Origin of the sequence: Rahnella sp. PD4 (assembly GCF_049199325.1) — a bacterium.
Classification (GTDB): domain Bacteria; phylum Pseudomonadota; class Gammaproteobacteria; order Enterobacterales; family Enterobacteriaceae; genus Rahnella; species Rahnella perminowiae.
Genome location: NZ_JBLZQF010000002.1, coordinates 140,074 through 161,666, shown reverse-complemented (window position 1 = coordinate 161,666; position 21,593 = coordinate 140,074). Strand labels below are relative to the sequence as shown.

The following is a 21,593-nucleotide window of genomic DNA, read 5'->3' as shown; positions in this document are numbered from 1 at the left end:
GGCTGTCTGAACTTTTCATTTATATTTCAAGGTTGTCTTATGGCTTTTATTTTTGTTGCACATGACACACCTGAGCCATCGCTGTACGGCGCGATGGCGGCAATACTGGCGGCACAAAAAGATTTACCGCTGGCACATCTGCCGGTGAGCTGGGATACCGCACACTATCCTGATGCCTGTCAGCACGTCGTGGGTGAAGGGCAACTGGTCACCAGCGGGTTGCTTTGGGCAGAACGGCTGATTTTGCAAAGTGCCGGTAAGGTGATGAAGCTGGAGGAATTGCTGAAGACGTATGGCACCGGGGATATGGTGATCCCCCTCGGGCCAACGCAGATCATTCAGTTCACTCAAATGGCACGGCAGGTTCGCGAAAACGCGTTTGACTATGAATTGATTACGGTTGAGCGCGAAAATCAGGGGTATGTGTTCAGACGGCACGGACTGACGGATGAAGCCGCCGGATACTGGTGGCGTGATCGTTATGGGCGCTGGATAAACCACGATACGCCGTCACAAACCACCACTTCGCTGCGTATCGCGCTGGTCGGCGTGCAGTCCGAGCAGTGCACGACCTATCCGGCCACGCTCGCTGCGCTGGGTGATGCCGCGGATGCTTTATCTGTGTCGCTTGATATTGTATATGCCGCGCCCCAGGTGCTGGAAGCTCATCTGCATGAGGTGATGGAAAACGTCGATGGCATTTTACTGCCGGGCGGCTCCGCGATGTGTAATGTGGCCGGACAGATTTGTGCCGCGCATTATGCCCTCAATCGCAATATTCCTGTTCTCGGGCTGTGCCTGGGCATGCAAACCATGACGACGGCCATCGTGCAGAACATGATGGGTTCTGCGAAAGCCAGTCTGGCGGAAGCGGATCCTGATGCTGATATTAAAACTTTTGTGCCGCTGACGGATATGCCAGCATTTCCGGTGCACCGCCTCGGGGATCATCGGATGCATTCCCGCCCCGGCAGCCGGTTGCATGATATTCTTGGCGATGAATTTATCGTACGCTACAACCACCGTTTTCACCTTGCACCTGAACTGAAACCGGATCTGGAAAATCACGGATTACTGATCAGCGGGACCGATGCCACCGGCAAGATTGCTGACGGAATCGAATTCACACGCCATCCGTTTTACCTCGGCGTACAGGGCCACCCGGAGTTGTCATCACTGCCCGTGAAACCTCACCCGTTGCTGATAGCTTTTCTGCAAGCGGCGTCAGCACAGCACGGATAAATTAACGGCACCATGAATAATCCCCGCCTTCAAAGACGGGGATTTTTGCTTAAAGTGGACTACTTCAGTGTGACGCCGGAACGCGGATCGGCGGCCAGACGGCGCAGTTCCTGCTCCACCAGCCCGATCACATCAGCTTGCAGATCACTCAGCGGGGCGCGGACATGGTGGCCATCAAAACCGCGCAGATTCATGGCCGCTTTCACCAGTTGAGGCTGACCGAAACGGCGGGCCAGCGCCCGGTACGGATACCACAGACGGTGCAGTTCGCGGGCTGTGCTGGCATCGCCGCTTTCCAGCGCACGATAGGTTGCCAGAATAATTTCCGGCAGTGCGCCGCTGTTTGTGGTGCTGATGCCGTCAAAACCACACATCATCGGCCCTAAAAATGCCAGATCGGAGGCGCAGAACAGGCGCAGACGCCCGCCAAGACGGCTGGCAATCTGATCGATAGCCGTCGGGTTCAGGTCACCTTGTTTGATACCCACCACGCCGTTGATGTCTGCCAGTTGCTCCAGCACTACCGGCGGCAACGTAATGCCGATGCCCGGCGCGTTATACACCAGAATTCCGGTGCGTGATAACGGTGCCATCTGTTTAAAGAAGCTGATAATTTGCGCGTCAGTCACTTCAGAAACAAACGGCGGCGTGACCATCGGCAGGCCACCCAGATTGCCTGCCAGTTGTGTTAAATCGCGCACGACGCGGGCATCTGAACCTGCGCTGCACAACATCACCGGCACGCGGTCACCCACCACTTCCATCACATGGCGGAATAGCGTGGCGCGTTCGTCTGCGGTCATCGCCGGGAATTCCCCGTACGTGCCGCCAATCAAAATGCCGTCATAACCGAGGCCGATTACCCGCTCAATGTTGCGGGATAACCCGGCGAAATCAAACTCACCGCCTGCCGTAAAAGGCGTCACGGTAATATTAAAAATACCTTTCAGGCGCGCCTGACTTTCACTGATGTCTTTCATTTATTCAATTCCCATCATCTGGTTAAAAGCAAAATCAAAGTAAGGTCAGCGGACGATCCACTGTGCCGAGGGCGCGATAGCCGGTTTCAGTCACAACAATGGTTTCGCTAACGCCAACGGTGAATTCGCCGTAAATGCGCAATGCGGGTGGAATGTGGAAGGTCATGCCTGGCTGTAATTCGGTGGTGATGCCGCTGTAAAGGCTGAGGATCGCGCCTTCGCCCCAGTCCGGTGCGAACGAAATACCAATCGAATAACCGGTGCGTTTTTTGAAGTTATCTGTGTAGCCAGCGCGGTCGATAACGGCCTGACAGGCCAGATGCGGTGCTTCGCATGTCGCGCCCGGGCGGATGGCATCGAGTGCAGCCTGCAACGCTTCCTGACACACTTTTTCCATTTCCAGCGCCACGGCTGGCGGTTTGCCGAGCCAGGCGGAGCGCATCAGGGCCGCGTGATAACGGTCGTGAGCGGCAGCCATTTCAAGGAAAATCGGGTCACCCTCGACGATTTTACGACGACGCCATGTACCGTGCGGCACACCGGTGCGCGGGCCACTGGAGACCAGCGGTTCCATGCCCATATATTCGGAACCGGCGGCAATCGCCGCGCCCATCATGGCGGAAACCAGATCGTTTTCTGTCGCACCTGCGGCAATCGCCGCACGGCCTGCCAGCATGCCGGCGTCAACGTAACGGGCGGCGTGCGCCATTTTTTCCAGTTCTGCGGCTGATTTCACGGCACGCAGTTGTTCGATAACACCAGCCGCATCGTGGATCGTGCCGATTGCAGCCTGTAAGGCTTCGTATATTGCGATCGGCAGGAACCAGCCGCGTTTATCGATACCGATCCGGCTCTTCATCCAGCCACGCGCTTTCAGCACATCGAGCAGGAAATTCACCGGATTATCGCCATCGGTATAAATCGCCGCATCGCGGATAAAGGTGTTGGAGATGAAGTTGAAATACTCCAGCTGGCGGATAACGAAAACCGGTTCGCCTTCCACCGGCAGTACCAGCGTCTGGAAAGTGTAATAGCCCGGTGTTTGCTGGCCTGTCAGGTAAAAGATGTTTTCCGGCCCGGTGATCACCATCACGTCCAGACCGGCTTTCAGCAGTAACTGACGCGCCTTCGCCATGCGCTGCCGATATTCTTCTTCGTGAAACGCAGATTCTGCGCCTGGCACGATGCGGCCCGTATCGGGTAATGATGTTGCTGTCATTGTTCAAACTCCTGAATGAATTCTGTACGGGAAGGGGTGAAGTGGATACCCAGCCCCGCGCCCGGCGGGCTGCTGAGTAATCCCTGATGATAGGAAAGGCCGTGAACCGGGTCGTTGCCCAGTCCGTCGGCACCGTAAAGTTCGGCATAAGCAGGCTGGCAGGCTCGGGCGACGTGCAGTGCGGCGGCGGTAGCGGCACCGCCTTCGTTCATCTGACCAATCATGAATGGCACGCCCGCTGCCGTAAGACGTCGTGCGGCAGCCATTGTCGGCGCAATGCCACCCATTTTGACCAGTTTGAGATGTGCCATAATCTTACCGTTCAGCCGCAAAATGCGTTCTAAATCTGCCTCGCTGCTCATGCTTTCATCGAGCATCAGTGGCACCAGGCTGGCTTCGGCCAGCGCCGGATAATAGTGCGCATTCGCGTCAGAAACCGGCTGTTCGAGATAACTCATTTCAAACTTCGCCAGCGAGATTAAATGGCTGCGGGCCGCTTCCGGCTGCCATTGGCCGTTGGCATCTGCGGACAAACTGATTTCGTGCCCGAAACGTCGGCGCAGCGCACTGAGCCGTGCTTCATCTTCTTCGAACGAAGCCACGCCGACGCGCAGTTTAAGCTGTGTAAAACCGCGATCCACATACGCCGTCGCCTGTTGCAGCATCTGCGCCATCGGCGTCCAGAACAGCGTCTGGTTGGTGTGATAACTCACTGTTTCGCTATTATCTGCGCCGGCCAGTTGCGCCACGCTGATGCCTTCCTGACGCGCGATCAGATCATGCAGCGCGATATCCAGCAACATGCGTGTCGGTGCCAGAAAGTCCGTCAGCCGTTGCGGCAGATTGAGTAAAATTGTGCTGGCAGGCTGACTGAGATCCAGTTGCTGCAACGCACGGATCGCATCACTCAACACCCGTTCGGCGCTATAACCATTGAGATAAGCCATGTTGATGCGCACTTCGCCCAGCCCGTTGAAGTTTTTGTCTTCAAGCAGCAGATACAAGGTGTCCAGCCCCGGCACACGGCCCGACGAGGCGGTATAAAGTTGCAGATGCGGATACCGCAGGTCGGCGCGATATAAGGTCGCTTTCACTGTTTTCCCCTCAGCGTTTGAGCATTTTTAAGGCGACATCGCAGTAAATTTTGCTGCCTGCCACGAATTCATCGATGGGGATAAATTCATCAGGTTTATGCGCGACGGCCAGCGAACCGGGGCCGATGATGATGCCTTTAGTACCCAGACTGCGAAAATGCACCAGATCGCATCCCCCCTGAAAACCGAACGGGCCGGGTTCAGGATTGCCCTGCGCGGCACAGGCTTCAACGCCCGCCCGCACAATCGGATCGTCAGAATCGGTTTCGGTCGCACCGCCGGTGGTCGGTTTGTAGGTGAGTATTTCGCTGCGCACACCGAATTTTTCCTGCGCCAGTTGCAGTAAATCCTGAATTTCCTGTTTCACGGCGTTCTCGTCTTCGCCCGGCACCATCCGTCGGTCGAGCAATAATTCGCAGGCGCCCGGGAGCACGTTATCGGCATGTCCGCCGCTAATGCGCGTGACCGTCAGGCTGGCGTTACCGACCAGCGGATGGCAGCGACAACGCACGGTATGTTCATGCGTTTCTTCCACCAGACCGAGCAGTTGCGCGGTACGGAAAATAGCGTTCTCCCCCAGCTCCGGTGTGCCGGAATGCGCGGTGACGCCATGAACGCGAACCAGCGGACGTAAACTACCTTTGTGCGCCGAGTATGTGGTGTTGGAGGTCGGTTCGCCGATCACCACGTAATCGATATGCGCCGGAGCTTCACGCACATAAAACTTCGCGCCTTCGCTGGCGACTTCTTCGTCGGCGACAAAAATCGCCATCAGTGTGCCGCTCCAGTCATTGCGGTTGGCCGCGAGCCATCGCATGGCTTCGATCATGGCGATCAGCGGGCCTTTAGCGTCGCAGGCTCCGCGGCCATACAACCGCCCGTCGCGTTCGGTGAGGGTAAACGGATCCTGATGCCAGCCTTCACCGGCCGGTACGACGTCGATGTGGGTGTTAAAGGCAAAGCACGGGCCGCTGCCGTTTGCCAGCCTGCCGATCACGTTGGTGCGTCCCGGTGCGTACTCGCTGAGCGTCATGTCGAAGCCGATGTCGCTCAGCATGGCGCTGATAAGCTCTGCTGCCTCGCGTTCACGTCCCGGCGGGTTTTCGGTATTGATCGCCACCAGTGCGGCAAGATCGCGTTTCATTCTGCTGATATCGGGCGATGAAAGACTCATCGGTGTCTCCTGAAAAACAGTTTTGTGGCAAAAGTCAGGTCCCTGGTGAGGGCGCAATAGATGTTTTGGGGGTGCTGAAAAGGATCAATGCAAGATTTGATCTAAGAAACGTTGTGCCCGCAGGCTGACATCGCCGCCGAAGAATTTTTCGCCGGTCGCGTTTTCGATGATTTCGCCGTTTTCCATAAAGACGATGTGATTGGCTGCACGTTTCGCGAAGCCCATTTCATGCGTGACCACAATGCTGGTCATGCCTTCGGCGCTGAGATCGGCCATCACGTCGAGCACTTCGCGGATCATTTCCGGGTCAAGCGCAGAGGTGGGTTCATCAAACAGCATCAGTTTGGGTTTCATCGCCAGTGCACGGGCAATGGCAACACGTTGCTGCTGGCCGCCGGAAAGTTCATCAGGGAACGAATCGGCTTTATCAGGAATTCGTACTTTGCCGAGCAGTTCCAGGGCCTGTGCCCCGGCTTCACTGCGGCTGACGCCCAGCACGGTCATCGGCGCGAGCATGATGTTTTCGGCCGCCGTCAGATGGGAAAACAGTTCGTAGTTCTGGAACACCATACCGATGTCACGGCGTAATTTATGCGGCTCGATACTGGCGTGGGTGATGTCCTGATTGCGAAAGAAAATCGAACCCCCCTGGATCGGCTCCAGTAAATTGATGCAGCGCAGCAGGGTAGATTTGCCTGAACCTGACGGACCAATCAGCACCACGGTTTCGCCCTGAACCACATTCAGGGAACAGTTTTTAAGAACGTGTTGTGCGCCAAAATGTTTATCGACGCCGATGATTTCCAGAACCGGTTTGGATTGACTCACGGACTTCTCCTCAGTTTGGCGTGCTGCTGCGCAGCAGGCGTTCAGTCAGTGACAGCGCGGGTTTTTTGCGTTTTTTCGGATCAAGCGAACGCTCCAGCCAGGCCTGTCCGACCATGAAAACGGAAGTCAGCACCAGGTAGTAAATACCTGCGGCGCAGAGTGCTTCGAAATATCGGAAGCTGGCGCTGGCGGTCTGATTGGCGATGAGCAGCAGTTCCTGTACGGCAATCACCGACACCAGTGCGCTCGACTTCAGCATGCTGATCATCTGATTGCCCATCGGCGGCAGCACGATGCGCGCGGCCTGTGGCAACACAATCTTGCGCATGATCTGGCCCTGAGTCATGCCGAGCGCCATCCCCGCCGTTCGCTGCCCGCTGCGCACGGCCTGTAAGCCGGAGCGTAAAATCTCCGCCATATACGCCCCTTCATTTAAGGACAGCGCCATCACCGCACAGGTGAAAGCGGAGAAGCGCAGGCCGAAGGTTGGCAGAACGTTGTAAACGAAAATAATCTGGAACAGCACCGGTGTGCCGCGAAACAACCAGAGATAGAAGAAGGCCAGAACGGATCCCGCCCTGAAGCGGGATTCCTGCAGCAGGGCCAGCACCAGCCCCGCAATAATGCCAAAGAACAGCGAGCACACCGTTAATAACAAGGTCATTAATGCGCCCTGAAAGAACGCCGGTGAGAACAGGTATTGCCAAACAAGATCAAGTGACATGAACTTTCCTCAATGTCAGGGCAACGCTTTACTTAACATTACGGTTTCAGAAAATGGACACCGAAGCCGGGAACTGCCATTTGCTGATGATTTTTTGATAAGTTCCGTCTTTCACCACGTCCTGAAGGCCTTTTTCCAGCAGCGATTTCATTTCGGTATCGCCTTTACGCACGGCAAAACCGATGTGCGTGTCTGCTTCAAACTCAGCACCGACGGCTTCGAAGGTATCGCCTTTTTCGCTCAGCAGTGCCACAGCACCCGGCGTTGACAGGAATTCTGCATCAGCACGTTTTTGTGCCACTGCGACGGCAGAATCCGTGGCAGCCGGGAAGGTCAGCACGGTCAGCGCTGGTTTTTTAGCATCCAGACATTTCTGGTTGTCTGCACGCGCCTGACTTTCTTCAATGCCGCCCAGCGTCACGGCGATGTTTTTGCCGCACAGGGACAAATCACGACCGGTGATTTTTTCCGGATTGCCTTTCGCCACAATGACGCGGCTGCCGATTTTCAGGTACGGCACAAAATCCACCTGCTCAGAACGGGTCGGGTTGATGTACATCGCTGAGTTGATGATATCGAGACGTTTACCCTGCAACGCGGGGATCAGTCCTTTGAACTCCATCGACATCGGTTCCGGTGTCAGCGCCAGTTTTTCCGACAGGGCGGTAATGAGATCGATATCAAAACCGCTCAGCTTGCCGTCTTTCGTAAATTCAAACGGCATGAACGTGGCGGCGGTGCCATACGTCAGATGACCTTTACTGACCAGCGCCGGCGCAGCAGCCTGGCTGAACAACGGAGCACTCAGGCAAATAGCGGCCAGAGAGACGGCGGCATATCGACGCAAAAAAGCTTTTTTTGACATGACAGACTCCAGTTTCCCATGAGCAGGATTGCTCTTTGTGTCTCATTAAATACAATTAAATTTGTGAGTCAAGGCTCTTTTTTGGTGCATTAATTGCACGATTTGGGGGATTTATAACCAGACTTCACCATCCTCAAGGCTTGTGATATTGTACAAACCTAAACAACAAATACTTTCAGGTGTTGCTATTCCATGACCCAATCTACGACAGCCAGCGGAAGGCGTCTGGCAAACCAAATCCTTGACCTGATACGTGAAGCAAAATTTGAGCCAGGTCATCATCTCAGGGAGCAACAACTGGCTGATATGCTCGGTGTTTCACGTACGCCGGTGCGTACTGCCCTGAAATTACTGTGTGAGTTAGGAATTATCGAAGCGCGACGCAATCAGGGTTTTTTCCTGCTGAAAGCCTTCGACGAACTTCAGCGCATCAGCATTGATATCCCTGCCAGTAATGATCAGGATTTATACGAGCAACTGGTCAAAGACCGTATCGCCGGAAAGTTGCCGGATTCCCTGACGCAGACGGAAATCGCCCAGCGCTATGACGTTGATCGTGGTGTGCTGGCGCGCACGTTGCTGCGTCTGGCGGAAGACGGGTTGATCGCCCGCAACAAGGGGCATGGCTGGTCATTCTTACCGACCCTGAATACCGATGTAGCGCTGAGTAACGGCTACGGATTCCGTCTGATGATTGAGCCAGGCGCGCTAATGGCGGCAGGTTATCACGCCGATAAAAGCGCGCTGCGCCGCTTGCGGATGCAGCATATTTATCTGATTACTCATCCGGATATTCTGGCCGTTGATGGCCGTCAGATTTTCGAAACGGACGCCACCTTCCATGAAATGCTGGCGGAGTTCAGCGGCAATATTTTTGTTTTACAGGCAATTCAGCAGCAAAACCGGCTGCGCCGCCTGCTGGAGTTCGGCAGCTACACCAATAAACAGCGTGTGCGCGAATGGTGCGAGGAGCATGTCGCGATCATCGACGCCGTGCTGGAAGGGCGGATGGAAGCGGCGGCGGACATGATGCGCAGCCACCTGCAATCGGCTTATCAGATGGTGCTTAACAAAGTCGGTAAAGTGGGGTGATCCGCTGTTTTTGTCTTACATAAACAAGAGGAAAAAGTGATGGACTTGGGTATCCAGGGCCGCATGGCGCTGTGGCGGCGTTTCTTGCCAGTCAGCAGACGTCATATATGACCGGTTCGGTGATCCGCGTCGATGGCGGCATGATCCCGTCAATATAAACACTACGTCAGGAAGTGATGCTGCGAATCTGTTTCGTGGCATCGCTGTTATTAAACCTGCTAATTTTTAAAGATAACCTATAAGTCTGCATGATATTGGTGCAGGTCTCTTTTGCAGCCGTATGTCATGATCCTCCGTTTTATCCCCGCCCTCTGTCGCCTATTTTTCCCGTGTAATAGTTTTCTCTTATATTTTCGTGGATTAGCACCAGTAATGGGGATTTTTAATTCACGTGCCGGAGATTGGCGTAAATCTTGCTTTTATTAGTCACACTTATTATTCACATCAACAACGACCGCCCAGGGTTATCCCTTTCGCGTAAGATGGAGACAGAGATGAATCTCAGACGTCTGAAGTACTTTGTGAAAATCGTCGATATTGGCAGCCTGACGCAGGCTGCTGATGTTCTGCACATCGCCCAACCGGCATTAAGCCAGCAACTGGCGACGCTGGAAGGGGAATTGCAGCAACAATTGCTGATTCGCACTAAGCGCGGCGTCACTCCCACCGAAGCCGGTAATATTCTTTATTCGCATGCGCAGGCCATTTTGCGTCAGTGTGATCAAATCCACAGTGCCGTAAACAACGCCGGACAATCGCTTAGCGGACAGGTTTCCGTCGGTCTTGCGCCGGGCACTGCTGCCTCCGGGCTGGCGCTGCCGCTGTTGCAGGCAGTTCGCAAACAACATCCGGGGATTCTGTTGTATCTCAACGAGAATTTCGGCACTGCCCTGGGGGATCTGGTGATTAACGGGCGTATGGATATGGCGGTTTTTTACGGTTCCGGCATCGCTTCCGGGCTGAGCAGTCAGCCACTGATGAAAGAAGATTTGTATCTCGTCGGGGCACACTCCGTGCCGAATCCGGGGAAATATGTCGAACTGAGTGATGTGGCAAAGCTAAACCTGTTTATGCCGCGCTCACATAATATTACCCGCCGTCTGGTGGATGATGCGATGGCGGTACGCCGTTTAAGTGCCAATATCATTGGTGAAATTGAATCTTCAGCCACACTGACCGCCGCCGTTGCCAGCGGGCTGGGTGCCACTATTTTGCCTGAATCTGCGGCCCGTGCCATGACCGGCCCGGCCAAAGCCTGGATGTCATGTATCAGCGGCCCGGCAATTCAGGTTCCGCTGTCGCTCTGCGTTTGTGAAACGCTGGCATTATCGCAGGAAGCCATGGCGGTGAAAAAAATCCTGTTGTCTCTGGTCTTTGAGCAGACCGCGCCGGTGATGGAACCGATGTTAGTGGCGAGCTGATAGTTTACGACGACCTCCCCTGAAAAGGGGAGGCGTAAAGCCAGAAAACCACATCCGGACGTCTGCTCCTGAGAAAGAAAATCGCCATTTAAGCTGAGGCGTTCAACTCACTATCAGCACGGGCATTTACCCATCTTCCCCCCTTCGCTCGGGAACCGCGCCTCCAGACATCGCCGGTGGAATTCACGTTCAGTCATCGGTGTCATTTCCGGATGTCTGACGGCCATGTGGCGGACATAATTCTGATAATCCTGCACGCCGACCATCAGGCGAAAACTCTGTGCGGTACGTTTTATCGCCAGCCTCAGCCAGCCGGCCACATTGTGTGGTTTTGGCTGCACCGTGAATAACGGCTGACAGCGGATAACCTGTAACACCGCAGGCCGCGGTGTTTTGAATAATGCTCTTGAATCAGACATGGCGGGCCTCACGACGTTGTACAACAGCGGTTTCATGCACTGTCGGCGTGTCTGATTGCAGCGCACGGCGGATCACGAAGCAGGCTGAAATCAACATGGTGACCGCTACCAGCATGAAGAATCCACACAGAAGGGCATTGATCTGATTGTTCAGTACGATGGTGTGCATGTCCGCCAGCGTTTTGGCGGGTTTAATGATTTCGCCGCTGTCGATACCGGCACCGAATTTCTTCGCCTGCGCCAGGAAACCAATCGATGGTTTTTCGTGGAAAATCTTCTGCCAGCCTGCGGTCATCGAGGTGATAAACAGCCAGATAGTGGGCAAAATGGTGACCCATGCATAGCGCTGCTTCTTCATTTTAAACAACACCACCGTGCCCAGAATCAACGCCATCGAAGCCAGCATCTGGTTGCCGATACCAAACAATGGCCACAAGGTATTAATGCCGCCTAGCGGGTCGACGACGCCCTGATAAACGAAGAAGCCCCAGCCTGCAACCGCGACGGTAGTTCCGGCGAAAGTACCAATCCACGAGCGGTTATTGGCTAAAGAAGGCACCGCGACACCCACCAGATCCTGCACCATAAAGCGGCAGGCGCGGGTACCGGCATCCACGGCGGTAAGAATAAATAAGGCTTCGAACAGGATAGCGAAGTGATACCAGAAGGCCATCATCGCACGACTGTTGAACACATCGGTGATGATGTGAGCCATCCCGACGGCGAAGGTAGGCGCGCCACCTGCGCGGGAAAGGATTGACTGCTCGCCGACATCTCTGGCGATTTGCGTCAGAATTTCCGGCGTGATCACAAAGCCCCAGCCGTTAATCACCTGCGAGGCGCTTTCTACCGTGGTCCCGATCAGGGCCGCCGGAGAGTTCATGGCAAAATACACACCCGGGTCGATAACGGATGCACAAATCAGCGCCATGATCGCCACGAAGGATTCCATCAGCATCGCACCGTAGCCGATAAAGCGGATATGACTTTCGCGCTCAATCAGTTTCGGTGTGGTGCCGCTGGAGACCAGCGCATGGAAACCTGAAATCGAACCGCAGGCGATAGTGATAAACAGGAACGGGAACAGGCTGCCGGAAAACACCGGACCGCTGCCGTCGATAAAGCGCGATACTGCAGGCATTTTCATCTCCGGCATGGCAAAAACAATGCCTACGGCCAGCCCGGCAATAACCCCGATTTTCAGGAATGTGGAGAGGTAATCGCGCGGTGCCAGCAGCAGCCAGACCGGCAATACCGAGGCGATAAATCCATAGATCACCAGCACCCAGGTCAGGGTGGTGCCGTGCAGGGTAAAGAACGGTCCCCAGAACGGGTCTTCGGCAACATTGCCGCCGTAAATGATGGCGAGCATCATCAGCACAAAACCAATCACCGACACTTCAGCGATTTTTCCCGGACGCAGAAAACGCATGTAGATGCCCATGAACAGGGCAATCGGAATGGTTGCGGCAATGGTGAACAGCCCCCACGGACTGTCGGCCAGTGCTTTGACCACCACTAACGCCAGCGCGGAAAGGATGATGATCATCACGCCCAGCGCGCCGAGCATAGTAATAACGCCCGCGAAGTTCCCCAGTTCCTGTTTGGCCATTTCCCCCAGAGAGCGGCCATCGCGGCGGGTAGAAATGAACAGTATCAGGAAGTCTTGTACCGCACCGGCCAGCATCACGCCGACCAGGATCCAGATCGTGCCCGGCAGAAAACCCATTTGTGCGGCGAGGATCGGGCCTACCAGCGGACCGGCTCCGGCGATGGCCGCGAAATGGTGGCCGAACAAGACCCATTTATTGGTCGGTACGTAATCCAGTCCGTCATTGTGACGCTCGGCCGGAGTCATGCGTTTGTCGTTGAGTTCAAAAACTTTTTCAGCGATAAACAGGCTGTAGAAGCGGTAAGCAATGCTGTAACAGGCAATAGCGGCGACCACCAGCCAGAGAGCATTAACATGTTCGCCACGGCTGAGGGCCAGCATCCCAAAGGCAAAAGCCCCGATTAACGCCACCACCAGCCAGGTTATCCCGGACTTGACGCTTTTCATGATGTACAACTCCTTATGAGGGGTCCGGTGAGAGCCCGCCACTTTTTATGTCGAGAGTGTGATGTGCAGAGGTAGGGGTCGCCTGGTTATATTTGGTTGCGACCTTGTTAAATTATTGTTCAAAAATAATGTTTTTAAACAGAAAAGTATGAAGTTAAAGATGAAAATGTGATGCGGCTGACGCTTTGCGCAAACCAGACGGGGCGGATAACAGCAAAGTTGTGGCGGGGAAGTAAAAAAGCAAAAAAAAACCGGCCACGATGGGCCGGTTATTCTGTCAGGTTAAGGATTATTCAGCGGTTGCTGACTTTTCCTGGCCTGGTTTGTGGTCACGCATGTGCTCCATTTTGGCGGCGCGTTGCTGATAGTTTTCATTGAACTGTTTTTTCTGCTCTGGTGTCAGCAGGTTATACATTTTGTTCTCAGCACGGGCACGGTCAAGCATGCGGTCAGACTGCGCTTTAGTGATGGTATCAATTTGCGCTTTTACCTTAGCTTCATCGAAGCTGTCGGTCGCCACCAGGTTGTGCATCTGATCCATCTGGGCTTTCATGGCTGCACGGTCAGGGCGCGCCCCGCTGTCTTTCATGATTTCTTTCATCTGTGTTTTCTGCTGTTCAGTCAGGTTCAGGCCCGCAAACGGATTCATATGCTGCGGTCCTTTATGATGCAGCATTTTGCCTTGCGTGGCGGTCGTGGCGTCAGTGGCCGGTGTCGCGGTGGTTTCAGCAGCAAATGCGAAAGAAGCGGAGCTCAGAGCCAGAGTTGAAGCCACAATCATTGCGGTAAGTTTACGCATAATTAAATTCCTCATTGGAGATTCAGGCAATTCGCCCGTTTTGTTTCGACGAAAACAAGTCTACTCAATCCAATGAATAGTAATGCGGTGTGGATGTAAAAGAGTGAAAGGCGGAGTGTTACTTTTCCAGCGATCGTGGAGAAAGTGTTTAGAAAGCGTAAGGTTGCGCGAACAGGTGTGAAAGGAAGCTCAGATAAATCTGAGTAATGCGGTGAATTCACACATTATCATGGTGAATGTTTCGCCGCCATAACTCTCTGTTAAATGTTCGTCGCTGTTGATGAGCAGTTTACGTCAGAGGGAAAGCGCAAAATCAGGTATAATAGTTATCTTTTGATTAACACTTTCTATAACAGTGCTGATGGATAATGACTCAATCCCGTTATGAAACGCTGGCGCGTACCTTGCGCAGACAAATTGATACGCAGGTCTGGTTACCGGGCGAACGGCTGCCTTCATTGCGTGATACCTGTAAACAGTCTGGCCTGAGTCTGATGACTGTGCTGCAGGCCTATCAGCTGCTGGAAAGTCAGGGTGTGATTGTCGCACGTCCGCAGTCCGGCTATTTCGTGGCGGCGGGGGGTCAGAGACCGGTGCGTCCTTCTCCCGACGGGCGTTTACATGCCGCAGAGCAGGTGGACGTCAATGACGCTATTTTCGATATTCTTAAAGCCGGGCAAGATCCCGCCGTGGTGCCGCTTGGTTCCGCGTTTCCTGATCCGACACTTTTCCCGCAACCACGTCTGGCTCGCTCCCTGGCGAGCGCCGTCCGCCGGATGTCGCCACACAGCGCCACTGCAAATCTGCCGCCGGGTAATGAAGAACTGCGTCGCAGCATTGCGCAGCGGTATGCGCAAAACGGTATTGAAGTGGCACCCGATGAAATTGTCATTACGTCAGGTGCGATGGAGTCGCTCGGGTTAAGTTTGCAGGTTGTGACCGAGCCGGGGGATTGGGTGGCTATCGAATCGCCGGCTTTTTACGGGGTATTGCAGGCGATTGAGCGGCGTAAATTAAAAGCCGTCGCCATTCCGACTGACGTGCGTAGCGGCATGGATCCCGAGGCACTGGAACAGGCGCTGGAAATTTATCCCATCAAAGCCTGCTGGCTGATGTCCAGCTTTCAGAACCCGCTCGGATGCAGTTTGCCGCCGGAGAGAAAAACACGGCTGGTGAGTATTCTTCAGGCGCATAAAGTGGCGCTGATAGAGGACGATGTCTACAGCGAACTGTACTTTGACAGTGAACGGACGGTGCCGCTGAAAGCCTCGTCATACCGCAGCGAAATTCTGCATTGTTCGTCTTTTTCGAAATCTCTCGCGCCGGGCTTTCGCGTAGGCTGGGTGGCGGCGGGGGCTTATGCCGAACGTATTCAACGCCTGCAACTGATGAGTACATTATCGGCCAGTGTGCCGGTTCAGCTGGCATTAGCCGATTATATGCAAAAAGGTGCGCAGCAGGGCGGCTACGATACCCATCTGCGGCGGTTGCGCCGTGTGCTTGAACAACGCCAGATGGCGATGCGTCACGCTATCCTGGCTGAGTTTCCGGCGCAGGTGACAGTGACGCAACCCGCCGGCGGGTATTTTTTATGGCTGGATTTGGGCGATAACGTTGACGCGGCACGGGTCTATCAGCGCGCTCTGGCAAAAGGCGTCAGCGTCGCGCCCGGCACCATGTTCTCCGCCGACGCGCGTTTCAGCCATTGTATGCGCATTAATACCTCTTTCGAATGGGGACCGCACACCGCGCGTGCCGTCTCCATTCTGGCAGCGCTGGTGGCGGATGAAATTAAAAGGTGAGAATGGTTTCACACATCCTGTTCGCGCAGGATTTTACCGACATTTCCGCCCGGATGGACTTTCAGCAGCCGCTGCTGATCAAAGCCGTTGCGCAGCATGATGTTGCCACACAACGCATCGAACACCGCCAGCACCAGTATGATGGACGTGGTAGCCAGCATATTGAGCGGGTCGATTTCCCGCTCAATATGTGTTTTCACCACCAGCGTGGCGGCACGGGCGATCGCCGAATCCGTATTCTCCGTCACACTGATGATCGCCACGCCCCTGGCTTTCAGCGCCGGTAACAAACGCGTCAGTTCTTCAGAGTTTCCGCCCCGGGAAATTAAAATCATCAGGTCATCGCTGCGCATAAAGCCTAAATCACCATGGGCGGCATCGGTGGCGCTGAGATATACCGCCGGTTGTTCGACGCATGCCAGCATATGGGCGATTTTCCGCGCCGCAATGCCCGACGTCCCGACGCCGCTGACGGCAATTTTGCCCTTACAGCCGGTGATCAGGGTCAGTAACTGCTGCCAGATATCGGCATCGAGATTGTGCCGTAATGCCAGCAATTCCTGGCTGTAGGTTTGCCAGCCCTGGCACGCCAGGGCAAATTCATCCTCCACATTCATTGGGTTTCCCCCTGCATCAGGCGGCGGTATTTCATGCTGTCGTGGTACATCTCATGAAACACACGGTATTTGCGATCGTAATACTCTTTGATTTTATTGGTTTGCGGTGTGACCGTTTTGCCGATGCGGCTCATGGCCGCCATCGCTTCCGGCAACGAGTCGTATGCGCCGGCCGCAACGGTGCCCATCATGGCACTGCCGAGTAACATCGCTTCGCTTTCTTCCGGTAACAACATTGCACAGCCTGTGGCGTTGGAGTGCTCCTGTACAAACACCGGATTTTTGGTGCCACCACCGCTTGCCATCATGGTATCAATGCGATATCCACTCTGGTTCATGGTCTCGATGATATGGCGGGTGCCCAGCGCCAGCGCCTGAATGGTGGCCAGATAATGCAGTGCCATGTCTTCCGGCGTACGCGAGAGTTTCAGACCGGTCAGCGTACCGGTCAGCGTCGGGTTGGCGCGCGGTGAACGGTTGCCGTGGAAGTAGGGCAGCATATGAATATCTTTGGTCAGGAAGGCGATATTCTCCGGTTCACCGGCCATTTTTCGCAAAATATTGTTGAGTACTTCGTAAATAGTTTTGCCGCTGTCTTTACCCTGTTTCAGTAAATCGTGATAACACGGATGCGACTGAATCATATGGTCAATCAGCGCGCCGGTGGTGGATTGCCCCCCTTCGTTCAGCCAGTAATCTGGCAAAATAGCCGAGTAGTAAGGCCCCCAGATGCCGCCGATATAACGTGCGCTGCGGGACATCGCCATGTGCGCCGTGGAAGTGCCGCCAATCAGCGCGATGCGGTTATCGAAGTCGGCCGATTCACCGGATGCGCCGCTGGCACCGAGAATACCGAGGCTGCCTGCATGGGCATCAATGATAGAAACGCTGACGGCGGTGCCTGCCATCAGCCCCATCTCTGCGGCGGCGCGCTGTGTCAGACCATGCCCGAGCGGCTCGCCCATGGTTTTTACTTCACTGCCGATTTTCGCCGCGTTGTTTTCCAGCAAATCTTCCAGCCCGATCTGGCGGAAATAGCTTGGATCCCAGCGGTCTTCATGGCCGATATACGTCCATTTACAGACGGTGGAACACAGCGAGCGCGTGGTGTCCTGTGTGGCGCGCCAGGTCAGAAAATCCGGCAGGTCGAACAGGTGACCGACGTTGTTCCAGGTGGTCGGCATATGCTGTTTCAGCCAGAGCAATTTCGGCGTTTGCATTTCCGGTGAAATAATCCCGCCAACGAATTCCAGCACGCGGTGACCGGTGGCATTAATGCGCTCGGCCTGGGTAATGGCACGGTGATCCATCCAGACAATAATGTTTTGCTCGCTGCGCCCGGACGGGCTGACGGTCAGCGGCTTACCTTCTTTATCCAGCACCACCAGCGAACAGGTGGCGTCGAAGCCGATACCTTTCACCTGGATCGGGTTGATGTCAGCCTGATTAACCGCATCTTTCACGGCGTTACAGACAGATTGCCAGATCTCATCGGACGATTGCTCGACGAAATCGGCTTTCGGGCGGTATAACGTAATCTCACGGCTGGCCTGGCCAACCATGCGGCCGGTCATGTCGAAGACACCCGCGCGGGCGCTGCCGGTACCTACGTCGACTCCAATAAAATAACTCGCCATGTTCTTTCCCTTCGGTAAAAAGCTTTCGCTTAAGATTTTCTGTTTTGCAGAGCGATAAACAGGATCAGAACGCCGCCCCACAGAGCCATTGTCAGATAACTGCTTACCCCCATCAGGTTCAGGCCACTTTCCAGCATTTGCAGGACGATCAGTGCCAGTACCAGCCCGATGACCCGGCCGAAACCGCCGTCGGGATTAATCCCGCCGAGTACGGAGGCCAGAATGGTCACCAGCAAATAGGAGTCGCCGTAACCTGCTTTTGCCGAGTTAAATTTGGACATCATCAGCAATGCCGCACCCCAGCCGAGCAGGGCGGAAAGCACATACACCGCGATAGTAACTTTATGGGTATTGACGCCGCTGAACCGCGTGGCCTGTTCGTTGGAACCCATCAGATATAAGCTGCGGCCAAGTGTGGTGTGTTCGAGTAATACCCATAACAACAGCGCCACCAGCAGGAATAACAGCAGTGCGACCGGAATGCCCAAAAGACTGCCGTTGCTGAGATACTGGATTGCCGCCGGGAAGCCGGAAATCACCGCGCCGTTGGTCAGCAGAATATTCAGCCCGGCAATCAGCGTCATGGTGCCGAGCGTTGCCAGAATCGGTGAAACTCCGATATACGCAATCAGCGCGCCATTGAGTACGCCAGTCACCACCGCAACGGCCAGACCGGCGAGCATCGCCAGCGCGAAATATTCCGGCTGACCCGGATGCGCCACCAGAATGGCTGCCATTGCCAGCGAACAGGCATTTGCCCCGGCAATCACCGAGAGGTTGATACCACCGGTGAGCATGGTGATGCCCATCCCCAGAGCCAGCATGCCCAGAATCGGCAATTGCGAGGAGATCGACTGGAAATTGCCGATGCTGTAAAAACTGCCGCCCAGCGTAAATGAGAACAATACGGCAACAACAACGATAATCAGCAACTGCAAGCGGATGATGCGGTCGCCGGGGAAGAATCGGGTTAAAGTCGTCATGTCACATCCCCTTTGCCAGTTTGCGTTTTTCATTCCACGCGGTGCTGCTGATGCTGACCAGAATGATCACGCCGCTAAATACCTGATGCCAGTAAGATGAAATGCTCAGCAGCGTCAGGCCGTTTTGCAAAAAGGCCAGCAACATGACACCGAGGACGGTGCCGGTCAGCGAGCCGCGACCACCGGTCATACTGGTACCGCCTAAGACCACCGCCGCCAGTACGGTCAGTTCATAACCGAGTAACGAGTTGGGTGCCACGGACTGAGTGATCTGCGCCTGTACCACGGCGGCGATACCTGCCAGCAATCCCATAAAGCCATACACATAAAAATGCAGACGCAGGATGTTCAGACCCAGGCGCGACGCGGCATCACGGTTGCTGCCCATGGCGTAAATCTGCCGGCCCACACGGGTGCGGTTCATCAGCACGCCGGTGGCAATAATGACGCCCAGCAGGCTGAGCAGCGGCAGCGTCAGGCCATAGTCGTAACCGTCGGCGGCAGTAAAGGAGAACCAGTTGATGCCGTTCATGAACCAGTCGGGGAAGCCGTAAAGCCAGGTGCCATTGGTCAGATACACCAGCAAACCGTAGAAAAGGTTTAATGTGGCAATCGTGATAATAATGGCCGGCACGCGCAGCCAGTAGACCAGGAAGCCGTTGACCAGCCCGAGCAGTAAACCGATGCCCATCGACATGGCAAACGCCAGAGGAAAGCTGCCGCCATGATGAATGATGTAACTCGCCATCACGTACTGACCGATAGAGGTCACTGCCGGGAAAGAAATGTCGATACCACCGGCAATCAGTACCACAAACAGGCCGCAGGCCAGAATACCGAGAATGGCGTAGCTGGTGGCAACATCGGTCAGGTTGCCGAGCGTCATAAATTCACGGGTACTGATACTCAGGCCAATCACCAGCAGCAGTACCAGTAATCCCAGCCAGAATTCGTGCAGGGAAAACAGTTTCGTAAGAGATTTGTTATTCATTGATCGCCTCCGCAATCTGCGCTTCGCTGCTCTGATGCGGCGCAAATTCCGCCACCAGCTGGCCTTTACGCATCACCAGCACGCGGTGGCTGTTGTAATACGCTTCCGGGATTTCATCGCAAATCATCAGCACTGCCATGCCGGATTCCGCCAGATCGCGCGCGATGCGGTAAATCCCTTCTTTATTGGCGATATCGACACCGACTGTCGGCGAATCGAGGATCAGGATATGTGGCTGCGTCGCCACCCATTTGGCGATGGCGATGCGTTGTGCATTACCGCCGGAAAGGGTTTTCACCGGCAGGCTGCTGTCCGACACTTTAATGTTCAGATCACGGATCAGGTCTTTCACCACGGAGGCGGCTTTGCGGTGATCCATCAGCCCGGTGCCGGTGCGCAACTTGTCAAAAATTGACACCAGCGTGTTGTCATAAATGGATTGTTCCATGATCAGCCCCTGCGTCAGGCGATCTTCCGACACATACGCAATGCCGTGACGGATAGCGTCGCGGTTGCTGTGGAGTTTCACCGCCTTACCGTTGACACGGATTTCCCCGCTGTCCGGTTGACTCATGCCAAACAGGCTCAGGCAGAGCTCGGTACGTCCTGAACCGAGCAGGCCGATAATCGAGGTGATTTCACCCTGACGCAGCGACAGCGAAATATCCTGATACTGACCTTTGCGGCTCAGATGGCTGACTTCCAGCAGCGGCGTGACGTTGACCGGCGCGCGTTGCGGCAGATGGCTGTAGGTAAAACGCTGTCCGGTCATCAGGAAGGCCAGTTCATTACTGTCAAGTTCACTGGCCGGATAGGTACCGACCAGTTTGCCATCGCGCATCACACTGATACGGTCAGCGACTTCCATGACTTCATCGAGGCGATGGCTGACAAATACCACGCAAATACCGGCAGCTTTGAGCTCATTCACCACCCGCAGCAAACCGTTCACTTCGGTGCGGGTCAGCGACGCGGTGGGTTCATCCATAATAACCAGACTGGCGTCAGCCGCGATTGCCCGGCATATTGCCACTAACTGGCGGTCAGCAATCGACAGCTTTTCGACTTTACGATCCGGATCCAGTGAGACGCCAACCCGTTGCATCGCCGCGATGGCTTTTTTGCGCATTGCCTCACGATGTACCCAGAAATCGCCGCCCGGTAAATAACGGTGGATAGCAATATTTTCAGCCACCGATAAATTGGGGAATAAAGACAAGTCCTGATAAATAACCTGAATGCCATAATAAGACGAAAGCTGTGGCGTCAGGGCGTGAAAAAGTTTTCCGTCAAGCGTAATGGCTGCGCCTTTCTCCGGCTGGTAGACACCGGAAATAACTTTAATGATGGTACTCTTGCCGCAGCCATTCTGACCGGCGAGACAATGTACTTCACCTTTATTAAGCGTCAGGCTGACATTATCCAGCGCTAATACGCCGGGGAATTTTTTACTGATTTTTTCGAGGCTGATAAAGGCCTCAGCAGGGGCAGGGGACGTGCTGAGAGTATTCATCGCAATCCTTACAACATGCCCTTCATTCTTCACGCTGCGGGTGCGTTGGCTTCACTTGCTCACCCGAATCACTTACTTATGTAAGCTCATCGGGGTTTACTCATTTGCCGTCTTCTCACAACGCGAATTATTTA

General features: G+C 54.7%; 19 protein-coding genes and 1 pseudogene. 5 read left to right on the top strand and 15 right to left on the bottom strand.

Annotation, left to right across the window (positions count from 1 at the left end; all coding sequences use genetic code 11):
* Positions 1-39: 39 nt before the first annotated feature.
* Positions 40-1,242: a glutamine amidotransferase-related protein gene (locus tag ACOZIO_RS05485; RefSeq protein WP_421595053.1), complete on the top strand. Its 1,203-nt coding sequence runs from the start codon at positions 40-42 to the stop codon at positions 1,240-1,242.
* A 59-nt stretch (positions 1,243-1,301) separates the two neighbouring features.
* On the opposite strand, the gene ACOZIO_RS05480 is transcribed toward ACOZIO_RS05485, so the two are convergent.
* From ACOZIO_RS05480 to ACOZIO_RS05450, 7 genes are all read right to left on the bottom strand, one after another.
* On the bottom strand, positions 1,302-2,222 hold the full coding sequence (locus ACOZIO_RS05480) for a dihydrodipicolinate synthase family protein (protein ID WP_129952605.1): 921 nt from the start codon (positions 2,220-2,222) through the stop codon (positions 1,302-1,304).
* 34 nt (positions 2,223-2,256) lie between these two features.
* Positions 2,257-3,441, bottom strand: a complete 1,185-nt coding sequence (locus tag ACOZIO_RS05475; protein ID WP_421595052.1) for a M24 family metallopeptidase — start codon at positions 3,439-3,441, stop codon at positions 2,257-2,259.
* Positions 3,438-4,535, bottom strand: a complete 1,098-nt coding sequence (locus tag ACOZIO_RS05470; protein WP_217157159.1) for a mandelate racemase/muconate lactonizing enzyme family protein — start codon at positions 4,533-4,535, stop codon at positions 3,438-3,440. The genes ACOZIO_RS05475 and ACOZIO_RS05470 overlap by 4 nt, the downstream gene beginning before the upstream one ends.
* Before the next feature lie 10 nt (positions 4,536-4,545).
* Positions 4,546-5,709 (bottom strand): M20 family metallopeptidase, encoded by a 1,164-nt coding sequence (locus tag ACOZIO_RS05465; RefSeq protein WP_235173920.1) that lies wholly within the window; start codon positions 5,707-5,709, stop codon positions 4,546-4,548.
* Positions 5,710-5,793: 84 nt separating this feature from the next.
* Positions 5,794-6,537, bottom strand: a complete 744-nt coding sequence (locus ACOZIO_RS05460) for an amino acid ABC transporter ATP-binding protein (protein WP_129952609.1) — start codon at positions 6,535-6,537, stop codon at positions 5,794-5,796.
* A gap of 10 nt (positions 6,538-6,547) precedes the next feature.
* A complete protein-coding gene (locus ACOZIO_RS05455) occupies positions 6,548-7,261 on the bottom strand; it encodes an amino acid ABC transporter permease (protein ID WP_129952610.1) in 714 nt (237 codons plus the stop codon).
* Between the two features lie 46 nt (positions 7,262-7,307).
* A complete protein-coding gene (locus ACOZIO_RS05450) occupies positions 7,308-8,126 on the bottom strand; it encodes an ABC transporter substrate-binding protein (protein WP_217219474.1) in 819 nt (272 codons plus the stop codon).
* Between the two features lie 192 nt (positions 8,127-8,318).
* On the opposite strand from ACOZIO_RS05450, the gene ACOZIO_RS05445 reads away from it, so the two are divergent.
* The 3 genes and pseudogenes from ACOZIO_RS05445 (at position 8,319) to nac (ending at position 10,639) form a co-directional block, all read left to right on the top strand.
* Entirely contained in the window at positions 8,319-9,218 is a 900-nt protein-coding gene (locus tag ACOZIO_RS05445; protein WP_129952612.1) for a GntR family transcriptional regulator, read from the top strand.
* 47 nt (positions 9,219-9,265) lie between these two features.
* A pseudogene (locus ACOZIO_RS05440) lies at positions 9,266-9,376 on the top strand (SDR family oxidoreductase); the annotation flags it as partial.
* A gap of 336 nt (positions 9,377-9,712) precedes the next feature.
* Positions 9,713-10,639, top strand: coding sequence for a nitrogen assimilation transcriptional regulator NAC (nac, locus tag ACOZIO_RS05435; protein ID WP_129991904.1), 927 nt, complete (start codon positions 9,713-9,715; stop codon positions 10,637-10,639).
* A gap of 113 nt (positions 10,640-10,752) precedes the next feature.
* Here nac and ACOZIO_RS05430 read toward each other — a convergent pair whose 3' ends face one another.
* The 3 genes from ACOZIO_RS05430 to spy form a co-directional block, all read right to left on the bottom strand.
* On the bottom strand, positions 10,753-11,058 hold the full coding sequence (locus ACOZIO_RS05430; RefSeq protein ID WP_129952614.1) for a YbdD/YjiX family protein: 306 nt from the start codon (positions 11,056-11,058) through the stop codon (positions 10,753-10,755).
* Positions 11,051-13,117 (bottom strand): carbon starvation CstA family protein, encoded by a 2,067-nt coding sequence (locus ACOZIO_RS05425; RefSeq protein WP_129991903.1) that lies wholly within the window; start codon positions 13,115-13,117, stop codon positions 11,051-11,053. Before ACOZIO_RS05425 ends, ACOZIO_RS05430 begins: the two co-directional genes overlap by 8 nt.
* Positions 13,118-13,406: 289 nt before the next feature.
* A complete protein-coding gene (spy, locus tag ACOZIO_RS05420; RefSeq protein WP_129952616.1) occupies positions 13,407-13,916 on the bottom strand; it encodes an ATP-independent periplasmic protein-refolding chaperone Spy in 510 nt (169 codons plus the stop codon).
* A 368-nt stretch (positions 13,917-14,284) separates the two neighbouring features.
* On the opposite strand from spy, the gene ACOZIO_RS05415 reads away from it, so the two are divergent.
* Positions 14,285-15,718 (top strand): PLP-dependent aminotransferase family protein, encoded by a 1,434-nt coding sequence (locus ACOZIO_RS05415; RefSeq protein WP_217137427.1) that lies wholly within the window; start codon positions 14,285-14,287, stop codon positions 15,716-15,718.
* 8 nt (positions 15,719-15,726) lie between these two features.
* Here the strand turns inward: ACOZIO_RS05415 and ACOZIO_RS05410 are convergent, their stop codons facing one another.
* The 5 genes from ACOZIO_RS05410 to ACOZIO_RS05390 are packed head-to-tail and all read right to left on the bottom strand — an operon-like array spanning position 15,727 to position 21,459.
* Positions 15,727-16,335, bottom strand: coding sequence for an SIS domain-containing protein (locus ACOZIO_RS05410; protein WP_421595050.1), 609 nt, complete (start codon positions 16,333-16,335; stop codon positions 15,727-15,729).
* Positions 16,332-17,972, bottom strand: coding sequence for an FGGY-family carbohydrate kinase (locus tag ACOZIO_RS05405; protein WP_129991901.1), 1,641 nt, complete (start codon positions 17,970-17,972; stop codon positions 16,332-16,334). The genes ACOZIO_RS05410 and ACOZIO_RS05405 overlap by 4 nt, the downstream gene beginning before the upstream one ends.
* A 29-nt stretch (positions 17,973-18,001) precedes the next feature.
* Positions 18,002-18,955, bottom strand: coding sequence for an ABC transporter permease (locus tag ACOZIO_RS05400; protein ID WP_129952620.1), 954 nt, complete (start codon positions 18,953-18,955; stop codon positions 18,002-18,004).
* Position 18,956: 1 nt separating this feature from the next.
* Complete coding sequence (locus ACOZIO_RS05395; protein ID WP_129952621.1) at positions 18,957-19,946, bottom strand: ABC transporter permease; 990 nt, start codon at positions 19,944-19,946, stop codon at positions 18,957-18,959.
* Positions 19,939-21,459 (bottom strand): sugar ABC transporter ATP-binding protein, encoded by a 1,521-nt coding sequence (locus tag ACOZIO_RS05390; protein ID WP_129952622.1) that lies wholly within the window; start codon positions 21,457-21,459, stop codon positions 19,939-19,941. The genes ACOZIO_RS05395 and ACOZIO_RS05390 overlap by 8 nt, the downstream gene beginning before the upstream one ends.
* Between the last annotated feature and the right edge of the window lie 134 nt (positions 21,460-21,593).

Excerpts from the sequence above, each read along its gene's own strand:
- ACOZIO_RS05430 (WP_129952614.1), bottom strand. The coding sequence starts at position 11,058 with ATGTCTGATTCAAGAGCATTATTCAAAACACCGCGGCCTGCGGTGTTA.
- ACOZIO_RS05410 (WP_421595050.1), bottom strand. The coding sequence starts at position 16,335 with ATGAATGTGGAGGATGAATTTGCCCTGGCGTGCCAGGGCTGGCAAACC.
- ACOZIO_RS05455 (WP_129952610.1), bottom strand. The coding sequence starts at position 7,261 with ATGTCACTTGATCTTGTTTGGCAATACCTGTTCTCACCGGCGTTCTTT.
- spy (WP_129952616.1), bottom strand. The coding sequence starts at position 13,916 with ATGCGTAAACTTACCGCAATGATTGTGGCTTCAACTCTGGCTCTGAGC.
- ACOZIO_RS05400 (WP_129952620.1), bottom strand. The coding sequence starts at position 18,955 with ATGACGACTTTAACCCGATTCTTCCCCGGCGACCGCATCATCCGCTTG.
- ACOZIO_RS05480 (WP_129952605.1), bottom strand. The coding sequence starts at position 2,222 with ATGAAAGACATCAGTGAAAGTCAGGCGCGCCTGAAAGGTATTTTTAAT.
- ACOZIO_RS05450 (WP_217219474.1), bottom strand. The coding sequence starts at position 8,126 with ATGTCAAAAAAAGCTTTTTTGCGTCGATATGCCGCCGTCTCTCTGGCC.
- ACOZIO_RS05475 (WP_421595052.1), bottom strand. The coding sequence starts at position 3,441 with ATGACAGCAACATCATTACCCGATACGGGCCGCATCGTGCCAGGCGCA.
- nac (WP_129991904.1), top strand. The coding sequence starts at position 9,713 with ATGAATCTCAGACGTCTGAAGTACTTTGTGAAAATCGTCGATATTGGC.
- ACOZIO_RS05395 (WP_129952621.1), bottom strand. The coding sequence starts at position 19,946 with ATGAATAACAAATCTCTTACGAAACTGTTTTCCCTGCACGAATTCTGG.
- ACOZIO_RS05390 (WP_129952622.1), bottom strand. The coding sequence starts at position 21,459 with ATGAATACTCTCAGCACGTCCCCTGCCCCTGCTGAGGCCTTTATCAGC.
- ACOZIO_RS05445 (WP_129952612.1), top strand. The coding sequence starts at position 8,319 with ATGACCCAATCTACGACAGCCAGCGGAAGGCGTCTGGCAAACCAAATC.
- ACOZIO_RS05465 (WP_235173920.1), bottom strand. The coding sequence starts at position 5,709 with ATGAGTCTTTCATCGCCCGATATCAGCAGAATGAAACGCGATCTTGCC.
- ACOZIO_RS05425 (WP_129991903.1), bottom strand. The coding sequence starts at position 13,117 with ATGAAAAGCGTCAAGTCCGGGATAACCTGGCTGGTGGTGGCGTTAATC.
- ACOZIO_RS05485 (WP_421595053.1), top strand. The coding sequence starts at position 40 with ATGGCTTTTATTTTTGTTGCACATGACACACCTGAGCCATCGCTGTAC.
- ACOZIO_RS05405 (WP_129991901.1), bottom strand. The coding sequence starts at position 17,972 with ATGGCGAGTTATTTTATTGGAGTCGACGTAGGTACCGGCAGCGCCCGC.
- ACOZIO_RS05415 (WP_217137427.1), top strand. The coding sequence starts at position 14,285 with ATGACTCAATCCCGTTATGAAACGCTGGCGCGTACCTTGCGCAGACAA.